This window comes from Streptomyces sp. Edi2, assembly GCF_040253635.1.
Taxonomy (GTDB): domain Bacteria; phylum Actinomycetota; class Actinomycetes; order Streptomycetales; family Streptomycetaceae; genus Streptomyces.
Map to the genome: position 1 here is coordinate 2,734,180 of NZ_JBEJGX010000003.1, position 13,282 is coordinate 2,747,461.

At 69.5% G+C, this 13,282-nt stretch carries 13 protein-coding genes and 1 pseudogene; 6 read left to right on the forward strand and 8 right to left on the reverse strand.

Features of this window, described 5'->3' with window-relative positions:
* Positions 1-162: 162 nt before the first annotated feature.
* The 4 genes from ABR737_RS15465 to ABR737_RS15480 all read right to left on the reverse strand — a co-directional run bounded on the left by ABR737_RS15465 (position 163) and on the right by ABR737_RS15480 (position 3,994).
* Positions 163-1,260: a PP2C family protein-serine/threonine phosphatase gene (locus ABR737_RS15465; RefSeq protein WP_350250758.1), complete on the reverse strand. Its 1,098-nt coding sequence runs from the start codon at positions 1,258-1,260 to the stop codon at positions 163-165.
* Positions 1,261-1,643: 383 nt separating this feature from the next.
* Complete coding sequence (locus ABR737_RS15470; protein ID WP_350250759.1) at positions 1,644-1,892, reverse strand: hypothetical protein; 249 nt, start codon at positions 1,890-1,892, stop codon at positions 1,644-1,646.
* 183 nt (positions 1,893-2,075) lie between these two features.
* Positions 2,076-2,840 carry a DUF4232 domain-containing protein gene (locus ABR737_RS15475; protein ID WP_350250760.1) on the reverse strand — a complete coding sequence of 255 codons (765 nt, stop codon included), beginning with the start codon at positions 2,838-2,840 and terminating at the stop codon, positions 2,076-2,078.
* Between the two features lie 356 nt (positions 2,841-3,196).
* Positions 3,197-3,994 (reverse strand): alpha/beta fold hydrolase, encoded by a 798-nt coding sequence (locus tag ABR737_RS15480; RefSeq protein ID WP_350250761.1) that lies wholly within the window; start codon positions 3,992-3,994, stop codon positions 3,197-3,199.
* A 36-nt stretch (positions 3,995-4,030) separates the two neighbouring features.
* Between ABR737_RS15480 and ABR737_RS15485 the strand changes: the two genes are divergently transcribed.
* The 3 genes from ABR737_RS15485 (at position 4,031) to ABR737_RS15495 (ending at position 7,326) form a co-directional block, all read left to right on the forward strand.
* Positions 4,031-4,651 carry a TetR/AcrR family transcriptional regulator gene (locus ABR737_RS15485; protein ID WP_350250762.1) on the forward strand — a complete coding sequence of 207 codons (621 nt, stop codon included), beginning with the start codon at positions 4,031-4,033 and terminating at the stop codon, positions 4,649-4,651.
* Positions 4,652-4,906: 255 nt separating this feature from the next.
* A complete protein-coding gene (locus ABR737_RS15490) occupies positions 4,907-5,650 on the forward strand; it encodes a hypothetical protein (protein WP_350250763.1) in 744 nt (247 codons plus the stop codon).
* A gap of 119 nt (positions 5,651-5,769) precedes the next feature.
* Complete coding sequence (locus ABR737_RS15495; protein ID WP_350250764.1) at positions 5,770-7,326, forward strand: serine/threonine-protein kinase; 1,557 nt, start codon at positions 5,770-5,772, stop codon at positions 7,324-7,326.
* A 731-nt stretch (positions 7,327-8,057) separates the two neighbouring features.
* Here ABR737_RS15495 and ABR737_RS15500 read toward each other — a convergent pair.
* Positions 8,058-9,194, reverse strand: a complete 1,137-nt coding sequence (locus tag ABR737_RS15500) for an FAD-dependent oxidoreductase (protein WP_350250765.1) — start codon at positions 9,192-9,194, stop codon at positions 8,058-8,060.
* Between the two features lie 99 nt (positions 9,195-9,293).
* Here ABR737_RS15500 and ABR737_RS15505 point away from each other — a divergent pair, with 99 nt between their 5' ends.
* Both ABR737_RS15505 and ABR737_RS15510 read left to right on the forward strand, forming a co-directional pair.
* Positions 9,294-10,052 carry a TetR/AcrR family transcriptional regulator gene (locus ABR737_RS15505; protein WP_350250766.1) on the forward strand — a complete coding sequence of 253 codons (759 nt, stop codon included), beginning with the start codon at positions 9,294-9,296 and terminating at the stop codon, positions 10,050-10,052.
* A 390-nt stretch (positions 10,053-10,442) separates the two neighbouring features.
* A complete protein-coding gene (locus tag ABR737_RS15510) occupies positions 10,443-10,853 on the forward strand; it encodes a RidA family protein (protein WP_350250767.1) in 411 nt (136 codons plus the stop codon).
* A gap of 80 nt (positions 10,854-10,933) precedes the next feature.
* Here the strand turns inward: ABR737_RS15510 and ABR737_RS15515 are convergent.
* The 3 genes and pseudogenes from ABR737_RS15515 to ABR737_RS15525 all read right to left on the reverse strand — a co-directional run.
* Positions 10,934-11,083 (reverse strand): annotated as a pseudogene (locus ABR737_RS15515) (ATP-binding protein); the annotation flags it as partial.
* A 421-nt stretch (positions 11,084-11,504) separates the two neighbouring features.
* Positions 11,505-11,771 carry a hypothetical protein gene (locus ABR737_RS15520; protein ID WP_350250768.1) on the reverse strand — a complete coding sequence of 89 codons (267 nt, stop codon included), beginning with the start codon at positions 11,769-11,771 and terminating at the stop codon, positions 11,505-11,507.
* Positions 11,772-12,025: 254 nt separating this feature from the next.
* On the reverse strand, positions 12,026-12,658 hold the full coding sequence (locus ABR737_RS15525; protein WP_350250769.1) for a hypothetical protein: 633 nt from the start codon (positions 12,656-12,658) through the stop codon (positions 12,026-12,028).
* A gap of 459 nt (positions 12,659-13,117) precedes the next feature.
* Here ABR737_RS15525 and ABR737_RS15530 point away from each other — a divergent pair, with 459 nt between their 5' ends.
* Positions 13,118-13,279, forward strand: a complete 162-nt coding sequence (locus ABR737_RS15530; RefSeq protein WP_350250770.1) for a hypothetical protein — start codon at positions 13,118-13,120, stop codon at positions 13,277-13,279.
* Positions 13,280-13,282 lie beyond the last annotated feature (3 nt).

Consider the following 13,282-nt stretch of genomic DNA (forward strand, 5'->3'; position numbering starts at 1 on the left):
GGACCAGAAACCAAGAGAAGGGCAGTATGTCCGAATCGCTGAAAGCAAGTAAAAGCGACCCTGCGCGCACCTGAACCCTCAGGTCGCCGACCGCGGTCCCCCGCGCCTGCGGGGTTGCTCCCGGCACCACGCAGATGGGGCTTGCCGCGGTCTGGGCCGGGCTCACCCCGAGGGTTCACGCAGGCGCACCGCGAGGGCGGCGATGTCGTCGTCCAGGCGGCCTCTGCTGTAGTGGAGGAGGTCGCGGTGGAGGGCCGCGAGCAGTTCGTGGGGTGGCGTCGGGGGCTGTCGGCGCATCCAGGCCGCCAGCGGGAAGAACCGGCCGTCGCGGGCGCGGGCCTCGGCGATCCCGTCGGTATAGAGAAGCAGCAGGTCGCCGGGGGCGAAGTCGAAGGTGTCGGTGTTGTAGTGATCGCCGATCAGCTCCGCGAGGTTGAGCAGCGGCGAGGGGGCGGTGGGTTCCAGGGCGCGAAGGTCCCCACGGTTCAGGAGCAGCGGCGGCGGGTGTCCGCAGTTGAGGATTTCGATACGCCCGCCGTCGTGCGGGATCTCGACAAGGAGGGCGGTGGCGAAGCGCTCCATCGGCCCCTCGGGGGGAAACGCGGCGTTGTAGCGGGTGCTGCTCGCGTCCAGCCGGCGCGCGACGCTGACCATGTCGGCCTCGCCGTAGGCCGCCTCCCGGAAGGAATTGACGATCGCCGCGGCCGCCCCCACTGCCGGCAGGCCCTTGCCCCGCACGTCGCCGATGAGCAGCCTGACCCCGTACCGCGTGTCGACCACCTCGTAGAAGTCCCCGCCGATACGGGCCTCCGCCGCGGCCGCGAGATACAGCGACTCGATCTCGACGCTCCCGAAACGTCGCGGCATCGGACTCAGCACCACCTGCTGCGCCGCGTCGGCGACGAGCCGCACCTGGAAGAGGGTCCGCTCCCGCTGGAGCCGGACATGGCTTCCGTACGCGGCCGCCACGGTGACCGCGATGATCCCCGCAGCCGTCCACCACGTCCCCAGGCCGGGGAACACGATGCTGAGGCCGATCATCAGAAAAAGGCACACCGTCCCCAGCAGAACCGTGGGGAGCACCGGCCACATGGCGGCGGCGAGGGCCGGTGCCGCAGGCAGGAGGCGGCTGAAGGCCATTTCCGGGGGTGTGGCATATGCCAGGCTGGCGATGACGACGGTGAGAATCACCGGCGACAGCCGCACCAGACTCCCCCGGCCGTGGCGACGACGGAGCCGCGGCCGTTCAGGCTCGATCACACTTCACAGAATATCTACGTAAAGGTGACATAGCGCTCTGACGGGTCGGACCGGACGTCCGGAGCCGGCCACCTGCTCCGGACCGGCTCGCCTGCTGTGGCGGTGTCTCCTCGTGCCGGCCTTGGCGGCCTTGGTGACATTGCCGGGCCTTGGCGGCCTTGGCGGCCTTGGCGGCGTCGCACCTGCTCCGCGCTCCGCGCTCCGCGCGACTCCGGCAAGGTCCGCGAAAACCTGCGACGCCCGGGACCCGGGGCCGGGAAGCGGAAAATCCGCTGCCTCGGTGTGTCGCACCGGGGCAGCGGACTTTCGTGGCTCAGCGTCGGCGGGAAGTAGTCCTCGCCGGGTGGAGAGCGGTCAGCAGTGAACGGTCGAGGGGGCGGCGGTCAGCGGTTGAAGATGGGCATGATCGCCTTGCTGTCGTCGCACCACACCTCGTGGTATCCGTTCGCCTGGGCATTCGGGAGTTCCGACGCTTCGCACGCCGCCTTCGAGGGGTACCGCTCGGCACCGATGGGGACCCAGCCGTCGCCGGGGGGCGGGGCGGCGGAGGCGGTGGTGGCGGTCAGGGGGATGGCGACTGCTGCGGCACTGACAGCGAGTCCTAAGCCGATTCGGGTACGCAATGCCTTCATGGTGGTCTCCTAGCTTGTCTATCTCTTGTTTGTCTCTTGCTGGTCTTTGACTCTCTGGGCTGGTCGGGCTCAGAGGTGCGTGGGGCTCTCTGGGCTGGTCGGGCTCAGAGATGTGTGGGGCTCTCTGGGCTGGTCGGGCCCAGAGGTGTGGTGGCTTGTGTCCGGGGTGAAGGTGCCGGGTGGTCAGCCGATGGGGTTGACGAAGGTGGCCGGGTGGGTGGCGCTCCGCTGGTCGACGAGCGTGCCCCAGGGCCATTCCACGGTCAGCGAGGTGGTCTCGTTGGGCGGGGTGACGTCCGCGAAGGCGGGCTGGTAGAAGCCGGTCTCTTCCTTGGTCATGGCGACGTTGATCGTGAAGTCGGTGCTGTCCCCGGGCTGCAGGGTGATCGAGCTGAACTTCTTCGACGAGCGGGCCAGCGACCAGCGCTCGCCGCCGTTCTCGGACTTGAGGTCCACGCCCGGGAAGCCGCCGATCTTGCAGGCGCTGCCGCCCTTGTTGGTCAGGACGATGCTGGTGGTCGTCGCGCCGCCCGCGTTCGGGTCCGGAACCGCGTCGCCGCCGGTGGCGAAGGCCGCCTTCAAGCCGGAGGTGTGGCAACGCTCGACGCCCGCCTTGCCGCCGCCGGTGGCGTGCGCGCCGCCCGACTGCTTGGCCGCACCGTCCGCCTTGGCACCGGAGCCGGCCTTGGCACCCGCCTTGGCGCCGGAGTCCGCCTGAGCCTCGGAGCCCGCCTGGGCACCGCCGTCCTGAGCTCCGTTGGAGGAGCCCGCGCCACCGGCGTCGACGGCCGCCGCACCCGCGTCCGTGCGGCCGGCGGGCTTCGCGCCGGCGGCGTCCGATCCGGAGCAGGCGGTCAGGGTGAGACCGGCGGCTGCGGTCAGAGCCGCGGCGGCAAGGCGCAGGGTGCGGCGGCGACGGGCGGTGCGGACGGTGGCGCTGGAGCTCATTGTGGGGTCCCCCGGGGCAGTCGGTGTCGTGGGTTTTCTTGCTTCCCTCGGTACGTCACCCACTCTGCCCGGGGCCCCTATCGCCGGCCTGCCGCGGCACTAACGTCCGGCTAACACGGGTGTGAGCAGCGGAAGGACACCCAGGAAAACCCGAAGAACCGCCGCGACAGCCCGGGTTCGGTTCTGTCTCTCCGACCCCGACCGGAGAGACAGAACCGAGCAGTACGAGACTCAGCATTGCGAGAAGCATGACGAGTCCCAGTGGCACGAGTCCCAGTGGCACGAGTCCCAGCGGTACGAGAGCCAGTGGCACGAGGCTCAGCGGAACGAGGCCACGACGTTGGCATGATTGCTCATCAGGCAGCGGCGAGGCCGTTGAGCAGGTGGCCGAGCTCCGTCGGCGCCTGGATGTGGGCCAAGTGCCCCTGACCGGGAAGCACATGGACGTCGGCACGGGTGACGCGCTGCCGGACGTCGTCGAACGACGTTCCGTAGGGGGCCGTTCCGTGATTGCACTGCCCGATGATCAGGTCGACACGATCCGCCCGTCGTGCCATCTCGGCCGGTGGCGGAGCCGAGTTGAGCGCAGCGAGCTCGGCGTGCGCCGGCCTGCTCAAGTGCCGCAGTTCCTCCCATCCTTGGCGGTCGGACCGCAGTGCCTCGACCTGCGCCGTGTCGAGTCCGGCGAGCTGCCGGTTCACGATCTCGACGGTGGCGTCCCAGTCCGCCGCCTCCTCAGCGGTCTGTAGATCCGGCAGTATGTGACGGCCGAACGGCCGCATCACCGGCTCGTAGGCAATCAGCTGGTGCAGTGGACGATCGTTGGCGGCCAGTAGCGCGATCAAGCCGCCGTAGCTCCAGCCGAAGAGCGCCTGCGCGCCTTTGCACTCGTCGAGGATCACGCCGAGGTCCTCGACCTCCGCTTGCAGCGAGTACGCGCTGGTCAACGGCCCCGAGGGAGTGCGGCCCCGGCGGTTGACGACCGTCACCGACGGCCAGGCATCGACGGCGGCCGCGACATGACGCCACCCGCGAGCGTCACTCATCGCGCCCGGGACGACGACGAGACCGGGGGCATCAGGCTCCCCGTACACCTCGACCGTGACCCAACTCCCCCCACCGACCGACAGACTTTTCTGAATCGTTTGCTCCATAAATCTATTATGGAGCAAACGCTCTACAATGCAAGGGTGCCCCAGCCAACCCGTGGACGACCACGAGCCTTCGACCGCGACCGCGCGATCCTCGACGCCGCCCGCCTCTTCTGGCGACGCGGCTACTCCGGGACGTCGACCCGCGACCTCACCGCGGCCCTCGGACTCTCGACCTCCAGCCTCTACGCCGCCTTCGGCAGCAAAGCCGGGCTGTTCGAGGAAGCGGTGCGGACCTACGCCGAGCGCTATCGGGAGATCTACCGGCAGGCCGTCACCGAAAAGGACCTCCGGACCGTCATCGACCGGATCCTGACCGACTCGGTCCACGAGTTCACCCGGCCAAGTGACGCACATCCAGGCTGTCTTCTCAGCAGCGCCGCGATGACCGACAGCACGAGCACGCTCGACACCAGCGCCCACTACGCCGAACTGCACGGCTGGAATGAGCGGGCCCTCCACGCACGCATCGAGCGAGCGGCCCAGGACGGGGAACTCGTCGCCGGGACCGACGCAACGGCCCTGACCGGAGTCGTCCAGTCCATCGTGCACGGCCTGTCCGTGCGAGCCAACCTCGGCACGCCCCACGAGGACCTGCTGGCGACGGCGCGCCTCGCCCACGAGCTGATCTGCCGACACCTCACGTCACCGACTCCCTGACACCTGTGGCCATGACGATGGCAACCTGACGACTGCTGCCCTGGTTCCGGTGCTGCCCCGGTTCCGGCAAGCAGTTTCGCGTCTCCAACCAGACGCCACAGACAGGTCATTCGGGTTCCTCCCGGGCGTCCTTCCGCTGCTCACAACGGTGTTAGCCGGACGTTAGCGCCGCGGCAGGCCTGCGATAGGGGCGCCGAGCAGAGTGGGTGACGTACCGAGGAGAGCACCAAACCCACTGTCCGGGGGGACCCCGAAATGAGCTCCAGCACCACTGTCCGCACCGCTCGTCGCCGCACCCTCCGCGTTGCCGCTGCGGCCCTGGTCGCAGCGGCCGGCCTTACCCTGACCGCCTGCTCCGGCGCGGATGCCGGCGGCGCGAAGTCCGCGGGCCGTACGGATGCGGGCGCAACCGCCGTCGAATCCACCGGCGCGGGCTCGTCCGCCGAGTCCAGCGGCAAGGGCTCCTCCACCGGAGCGCAGGGCTCCGACGACCCGACGGGCTCCGGCGCCAAGGCCGACACCAAGACGGGCGCCGCAGGCAAGCAGTCGGGCGGCGCGCACACCACCGACGGCGGCAAGACGGGATCCCCGGCCCGCACCCAGCGCCTGGCGGACGGCGTCAGCAAGGCCGAGATCTACAAGCTCGGCGACCAGCACTACCGCGCCAAGATCGTCGCCCGCGGTTCGGTCCTGGCCACGCTGGAGACGAAGGGGCACGACGACGGGCTCGACGCCAACGACATGTTCGTCACGCTCACACTGGATGGCCAGGTCCACTCCTGGATGGGCGGCGGACACCAGGGACCGGGCACCTTCAAGCTCGCGGGCGACTGGACGGCCAAGGTCACGAAGGTCGGCGAGCTGCGCTACCGCGCGCAGATCATCGGCCACGACGGCGTGGCCGCCACCCTGGAGACGAAGGGGCACGACGTCGGGCTCAACGCCAACGGCATCTACATCGTGCTCAGCAACGGCGGCGTGATCAGCGCCCACGCGTAACTGCTCGCCCGGGCAGAAATCTCCCCATCCCTCACGAAGGGACCTCCGGATCGGAGGTCGGGGAGACACCCCCTAGGGTGAGACCTCGGAAAATCCGGGTGCGGTGAATGGGGAGCTTGATGGAGCCGTTGGAAGCTGCGGACCCACGGGCCGCCGGACCGTATCAGCTGCTGGGACGTCTGGGCTCGGGCGGGATGGGCCGGGTGTTCGTCGGAGAATCCGTGACGGGACGGCGGGTTGCCGTGAAGCTCGTACGGGAGGATCTGGCGGCCACGCCCGGGTTTCGCGACAGGTTCCGGCGCGAGGCCAAGCTCGCGATGCGGGCGGGCGGCTTCTGGACCGCGCCGGTCGTCGACGCGGACCCGGACGCCACGATGCCGTGGATCGCAAGCCAGTACGTCGAAGGCCCCTCGCTCGACGAGCACGTCATCCAGCAGGGCCCGTTGGACGAGCCCGAGGTACGCAGGCTCGGCACGGGTCTGGCCGAGGCCATCGCCTCGTTCCACCGGGGCGGACTTGTCCACCGCGACCTCAAGCCCTCCAACGTCCTGCTCGTCGACGACGGTCCGAGGGTCATCGACTTCGGCATCTCCAAGGCCCTGGAGACCACCGGCGGTACCGATCTGACCAAGGCCGGGACCGTCCTGGGCACACCTGGCTTCATGTCGCCGGAGCAGGCGCTGGGGCAGCCGGTGGGCCCGCCCTCGGATGTCTTCTCGCTCGGCTCCCTGCTCGTCTACGCGGTCACCGGCGCCGGACCCTTCGGTGACGGGTCCTCCCACGCGCTGTTGTTCCGGGTGGTGTACGAGGCACCCGATCTCAGCGCCGTGCCGGACGGGCTGCGGGGGCTGGTGCAGGACTGTCTGCACAAGTCTCCGGAGGGTCGCCCCACCGCCGACGCGCTCCTCGCACGTCTCGCGGGCGTACCGCGGGCGCGGGTCCCCGACCCGCGCATCGCGCCGAGGCCCGTGGCGGAGACCGTTTCCGACGCGGATGCCCTGGCGGCCACCGGACCGCAGCCCGCGAGCTCAACGGCCACGACCGGGCCGTCCAAGGCACCCGCGGAGCCTGAGGCACCCGCGGCACCCGAGGCGCCCGAGGCACCCGAGGCGGCACCGCGCGGGCATCGGCCGGTTGCCGAACCGCCGGCCACCCTCCCCGCGTTCACCGTGGAGAAATGGGGCCTCGCGGCGGTCTGGCGCCGCGTGCGGTGGCCGGCCGTTTCGGCGTTGACGATCGCGTGCTTCCTGCAGTTGGTCGGAGTGATGATCCAGGGGCCCGGGCCCGCGTTCGTGGCGACCGTCTTCGTCCTGCTGCTGCATCTGCTCTACGGGGTGAAGGTTTCGTTGCCGCTCCTCAGCCCCAGGACTCTGCGGGTCGGAGCAGACGGGCTCTACGTGCGGCACGGCCCGTACACGCTCACGGTGCCCTGGCGGGACATCTCCTCCGTCACGCTCACCGGAAAGCGGAGAAGGCGCAGCATCACCCTGACGGCGGCCCTCGAAGAAGGAACGAACACCCGGGTCCCCTCCCCGCTCGACGCCGGAACGGGTGTGCTGAAGTGCACGCTCGTCTCCCCCGCGAAGAACGAGACGGGCGCCCGTCTTTACGGCCTCGATACCGCACTGCGGCACTTCGCGGGCAGCCGCTACCGGTCGCGTCCCGCCGCGGGCTGACGACGCCGTACGGCCACTGACGAGACGGGCGGCGCTCCGTGCCCCGTAGGGCGGAAGCCGAGCCGGACGACTGCGCAAGGAGCCGGGGTTTCCCGGGAGGGCCTGGCACACGGTCGGGTGCGGCACCAATCGCCTCAAGAGACATCGAGCCGTGCCAACCAGGTACGACACACCCGCGGTCCGCTACGAGGCTCCCGTCCTCGTTGGCAGTCCCTGAGGGGCCCTGCGACCGCGGCACTCCGTTCCTGGCCGGTTCGGAGCCGATGCACACCTCGTTCACGACGGGTGCCGCCTTCCCGGGACGGCAACACCTGATCCAGTCCCGCCCCATGACCGACGAAGAGCGCACCAGCCGCTGCGGCAACACAAGCCCCAGCTGTTCCAGTTGGCGTGGAGCCCGGCGACCACCGGCGTTCCGTGAACGGCCCGACCCGGGACGAGGACCTGCCGGCCCTGGACGAGGACCTGCCGGCCCTGGACGAGGACCTGCCGACCCGGCGCAGCTCACGAGCCCCGCACCGGTAAGGAGGAGCCCTCACCGCCCCCGGCCACCTCCTCGGCCGAGAACACACCAGCCCAAGGTTCACTGACCTGGGGGCGGCGCCGTGAGCGGACGGCGAGCACGGCCCCGGCAGGAGACGGCCGATGCCGCCGCGGGGGGGGGGGGGGCGGGCCCGGGCGCAAGCGCCGTCGAAGGCGGGAGATGGTGGGCCGGTCGGTGCCGTACTGGCTCAGGCGGAGGTGCTCACGTCCTCCGAGAACAGGCTGATGATCCCGGCGGGGGCGTTGGCGCCGAAGATGAAGTCGATGGTGCGGTGGGCGGCAGCAGCCGCCTTCTGGCTCCGGGGGAACATTCTGCTCTCGTGGTCGGCGAGGGCCTGCTCGATGTCGTCGGGGCGGGCTGCGGTCGCCGTACCGAGTTCGGCGCCGTCGAGCATCGCGAGATTGGCTCCGTCTCCTCCGGGGACGGTCGCGTGTGCCGCGTCGCCGAGCAGTGTGACGCCGGGGACCCGGTTCCAGCGGTGGTCGTCCGGCAGCTCGTAGATGCTGCGCAGGACGGGTGCGGACGCGCCGTCGGTGAGCAAGGCCAGCAGTTCCGGCGCCCAGCCGTCGAACTCCGCCGCCACCCGGGCCTTTGCCGCCGGGGCGTCGGTGAAGTCGATCGCATCGAACCACTCCACAGGACGGTGCAGCACGACGTAGGTGTGGATGACATCACCGGCTTCACGGTGGGCGAGGAATCCCTTGCCCGGGACCAGGGCGTACAGGGCGCCGTTCCCGACGAGGCCGGCCACCCGCGGGTGGGCCGTGTCGACGTCGTGAAGGTAGGTGTCGACGTAGCTCATGCCTGAGTACACCGGCCGCTCGTCCGACAGGAGCGCCCGGACCTTGGACCAGACCCCGTCGGCGCCCACGAGGACGTCGGACACGGCCGACGAGCCATCCGCGAACGACACCTGGTGCCGTCCGTCTCCCACGGGGGTCGCCGAGACGAGCTTCTTGTCCCATCGCACCGTGCCGGGCTGCAGTGATGCGAGCAGGATCCGACGGATGTCTCCGCGCAGTGTTTCCGGCCGTGCCAGGGAACCGTCGTCCGGCCGGTCGACGACAACGCGTCCCTGCTCGTTGACGACACGTCGTGCCCCGCCGCCTCGGTGGATGACCGAGCGGTACTCCTCGGTGAGCCCGGCCATCTCGAGGGCGAGCTGGCCGTCTTCTTCGTGGAGGTCGAGTTGCCCTCCCTGGGTGCGAACGCCTGCGGACTTCTCCGCCTCGTAGACGGTGGCAGGGATGTTGTGGAGGTGCAGGATCCGGGCGAGCGTGAGTCCGCCGAGGCCGGCGCCGATGATCGAGACCGAGATCGTCATGGTGATTCCTTCTCCGTTGGTTCGCTTTCGCTTCCCCGCTCCCTGCGACGAACATTGTTCTATTGACGATCATTGTTCGTCAACGGCTAGAGTGGTGTCATGGCAGGACGACGGGCAGCGCGTGACGCAATCTCCCGGGACCAGTGGGCGGCGCTGATCTCGGCCAGGAACACCGCCTCGGAAACCGGAGCGCGCCGGGCCGCCGGCCGGGAGAAGACCCCCATCACGGTGGAGCGCATCATCGACGCGGCTCTCCAGGCCGTCGAGGCGGGCGGCTTCGAGGACCTGACGATGCGCGTGGTCGCGACGAGGCTCGGGACCGGCCCCGCGTCGTTGTACGCGCACGTGCGCAACAGGGCGGAGCTCGGCGACCTGCTCATCGGCAGGCTGTGCTCCCAGGTCACTCTCCCCGCACCGGACCCCGCGTGCTGGCGGGACCAGTTCATGGACGTGTGCGCACAGCTGCGCGATCAGTTTCTGCGCTACCCCGGCATCGCACAGGCCGCTCTCACCGTGGTGCCCGCCGATCTGGCAACTCTGCGGGTCGGCGAGGGGATGCTCGCGATCCTGCTCGCCAGTGGCGCGCCCGCCCGACAGGCGGCCTGGACCAGCGACGCAGCCTTCCTCTACATCACGGGCTACTGCCTGGAGGCATCCGCGGCCCGGCGGCAGAACTCGGACGCCGACGGCCGTGTGATCGACCGCGCCGAGATCGAGGAGCGGCTCCGGATGCTGCCGCCCGACCTGTTCCCCCATACCGTCGCCCATGCGCGGGAGCTCACCTCAGGCACCGGACACGACCGGTTCACCTTCACCCTCACCCTGCTGCTGCAGGGACTGGTCCCGCCACAGCCGTGAACAGTCTCAGGACATCGGCGCTCGTACCCTCGTCCCTCGTCGAAGACCGGCGTCTTCCACGGTTCGAGACGTCCGCGGACCTGTGCCTACGGTGCGCACGATGAGCAGCGATTCCTAACAGGGCCGGGGACTTGGGTGCGCACGACATCGGGAGCATGGGCGAGCGCGGCAGAGCTGCGGCGGCGGGTTCGAGCCGTCGAAGCGCTCCAGGCGAAGACGCGGGAGATGCCGCGGCGAACGTCCCGGAGTCAGTTGGTGATCATGCGGTTCGTGAATGTCCAGCAGAAATGACGGCGTCTCGCCGGGCGGCAAGAAAAGGGAAGGCGGCAGCCAACTGGCCGTTGGCAGGATGTCCGCGCTGAACACCCGAGGGGAAAGGACCACACGACCGTGGCTCGTGCCATCACTTTGATTCGCTCCACCGCCCTGTCCGACGTCGCTGAGTACGCCTACGCGGCCACGGCGCCCGCCGAGTCACGCCTGATCTTCCTCGCAGGGGCGTGTCCGCTGAACGATGACGGCTCGACAGCAGCGATCGGGGACTACGCAGGCCAAGCAGCGAGAGCCATCGAGAACATGCAGGCCGCTCTTACTGCCTCAGGCGCGTCACTCCACGACGTCGTCAGCACACGGGTTCTCGTCGCATCGGCCCGGCGGGAGGACCTGGTGGCCGCCTGGCAAGTAGTCCGGGACTCGTTCGCTGACCATGACGTCCCCAGCACGTTGATGGGCGTCACCGTGCTCGGTTACAAGGACCAACTCGTCGAGATCGAGGCCGTCGCCGCCGTGCTCGATTCTTGAGACCTCTTCCAAGGACACCGCAACGCGGGATGGCCAGGCGTCCGCCAGGACGGCTGGCCATCGAGGAACGTAGGCTGCGGTCAGCCTGCCTTGGCGGGCTCCTCGGCTCGGGCTCGTGTGCTGGCGAGGCGGTAGGAGTCGGTGCCTGTCTCGATGATGGTGCCGTTGAAGGTGAGCCGGTCGACGATGGCCGCGCAGAGGCGGGGGGCGGTGAAGGTCTTCGTCCAGCCGCCCCCGCGTACCCGGCCGCCGACGCACCCAAGCCCCCGGAGAACCTCCCCACCGGCCACCGACGGGCACGGAAGACCAAGACCACCAAGGGCAACGGCGGCGTCGAGTTCAGCGTGAGGTCCACCGGTGTGGTCACCGGCCCGTGCGCGCACAGCAACGCGTCGGTCCGCTCCAACGGCGTGTCCCCGCGCACGGACGGGCAGTCGAAGAGGCCGTTCCGGACGGGTGACGCCACCGCGGGAACGCTTCCCGCCGGACGCCGGGTTGCAGCAGACTCGTTCCCCCACGGCCTTCGTGCCGGCCATGTGCTTCTTCGGTCGGAGCACAGGACCGGACGAAGGCCGTGTTCACGTCCCCGGAATCCTCGTACGAGCGATCACGTTCGGGGAATCGTTCGCGGTCAGACCGTCAAGAACAAGCTCAGCGCATCCACACAATGTAGAAGTTGGGGAGTCCGGGCTGGGGGGCGCTTTGGCAGGTGGCCTCGTGGTACTTGGGGTTGAGCGGCAGGTCACGCTGCGCCTGGTCGACGCACTGCTGGAAGGAGCCGTACGACTCGCCACCGACCTGCACCCAGCCGTCATTGGGCTGGGTGTCGGCGAAAGCGGCCGTGGCGGTCAGCGGCATGGTGACGGCTGCGGCACCCACGGCGAGACCGAGAGCGATACGAGTGCGCCAGGACTTCATGAATTCCTCCATTGGTTGTTTTCGGGTCGTTCTCCGCACAGCTCTCCTGGAGAGACGCTGCGGCCGAAAGCCGCCTGAGCTGTGCGTCCTTCACTGGGTTTGTTGCGCGCACCGGGCCAGAAGTTCACTGGGTGGTGAGCTTTTCCGGCCAGTGCTGTCCGGGGGCCGGGGCCCTCGTACGAGCTGGTCGGCACGTCCCCCACCGGTAGATCGGTGAGCGGTCTATGGGGCGCGTATGGCGCGGGGAGCGGGGGTTACGGGTGGTACTTCTCCTCGACCGTCTCGGCGGCGCCGGACTTGGTGTCCATGGTCACGCGGACGGTCACGCTGCCGCTCTTCGCAGCCTTCTCCAGCTGCTCCACGGTGCACTTCGAGGTGCCGTAGCCGTCCTTGCCGATGGACACGCTGCCCGCGTCGTCGGAGCAGATCGCGGCCGCGCCGAGAACCGTCGTGGCGTTCGCGACAAAGAACGCCTGGTCCGTGCCGCCGCCCTGGGGCTTGACGATCAGCTTGCCGGGCGCAAGGTACTCCAGCTTGCCGACGATCGTGCGGTGGTTACCCGCGTGGGCGACGCCACCCCCGGCCGCACCGGACCCGCTGCCGGTCTTGGCGGCGGACGACGCCCTGGTGGACTTGGCGCCGTCCTGGCCCTGCGAGGCGGAGTGGGCCGAGGAGGAGCCGCTCGTGTGCTGGGCCGGGGCCGCGACCGAGGCGTGTTGCGAGTCGGACGCGGTCGAAGAGCTCGTGGAGCCGACGGCGCTTGCCGCCCCGGAGCCCTGCCCGCAGGCTGTGAGCCCCATGCCCAGCGCCGCCGCGGCGACAATGGTGGTGGCGATGCGGCGGCCGGCGCGACCGCGGAGGCGGGTGGTGACGGTGGCGGTGTTCATCGTGGATTCCTGTTGCTCTGCTCGCTCGTTCGCTCCCGGACAACCATCACCTTCGTAGCCCGGGTTGGCGTTCTGCTAACGGACGACTAATGCGGTGCAGCGACGCACCGCAGCGCGCTTGTCGCCGCCCGCATCAGCGTCGCCGGCCCTGGCGTTCAGGTGTGACTGCCTCGATCAGCCCAGGTACCGAGGGACCACTACGACGAGGAGGGAGAGGAAGGGACGAGGGGCCGCTCGCAGAGGAAGACTCGGGGACGTTCCTCAGAACGACATCGAACTGAGCTGAACCGGATTTTGTAGCGGCCCTGCAGCCAGGCATGGTCGCCTCGGCAGATGGGAGGACACAGGTCCGATGCCTGCACCACGGAAGTACCCCGACGAGCTGGGCGAGCGAGCCGTCCGCAAAGTCCGGCCCTCCGTGTCCATTTGGAGATTGCGCGTTTGACGATGGTCCAGAACGTGACGGCCGATGGTGCCGACAAGGTCAATGTCGGTGCCGGTGAGGACGCCCGCGGCCAGGACGAGTTGGTCTCGGGCAGCGGCGAGGGCGGTGGTGAAGCCGGCCCGGTCCGGGTCGGTGCCCGGGGTGCTGTCGGTGGCGTCGGTCATCGCGGTGCGTAATGC

Excerpts from the sequence above, each read along its gene's own strand:
- ABR737_RS15470 (WP_350250759.1), bottom strand. The coding sequence starts at position 1,892 with ATGAAGGCATTGCGTACCCGAATCGGCTTAGGACTCGCTGTCAGTGCC.
- ABR737_RS15475 (WP_350250760.1), bottom strand. The coding sequence starts at position 2,840 with ATGAGCTCCAGCGCCACCGTCCGCACCGCCCGTCGCCGCCGCACCCTG.
- ABR737_RS15480 (WP_350250761.1), bottom strand. The coding sequence starts at position 3,994 with ATGGAGCAAACGATTCAGAAAAGTCTGTCGGTCGGTGGGGGGAGTTGG.
- ABR737_RS15490 (WP_350250763.1), top strand. The coding sequence starts at position 4,907 with ATGAGCTCCAGCACCACTGTCCGCACCGCTCGTCGCCGCACCCTCCGC.
- ABR737_RS15495 (WP_350250764.1), top strand. The coding sequence starts at position 5,770 with ATGGAGCCGTTGGAAGCTGCGGACCCACGGGCCGCCGGACCGTATCAG.
- ABR737_RS15500 (WP_350250765.1), bottom strand. The coding sequence starts at position 9,194 with ATGACGATCTCGGTCTCGATCATCGGCGCCGGCCTCGGCGGACTCACG.
- ABR737_RS15505 (WP_350250766.1), top strand. The coding sequence starts at position 9,294 with ATGGCAGGACGACGGGCAGCGCGTGACGCAATCTCCCGGGACCAGTGG.
- ABR737_RS15520 (WP_350250768.1), bottom strand. The coding sequence starts at position 11,771 with ATGAAGTCCTGGCGCACTCGTATCGCTCTCGGTCTCGCCGTGGGTGCC.
- ABR737_RS15525 (WP_350250769.1), bottom strand. The coding sequence starts at position 12,658 with ATGAACACCGCCACCGTCACCACCCGCCTCCGCGGTCGCGCCGGCCGC.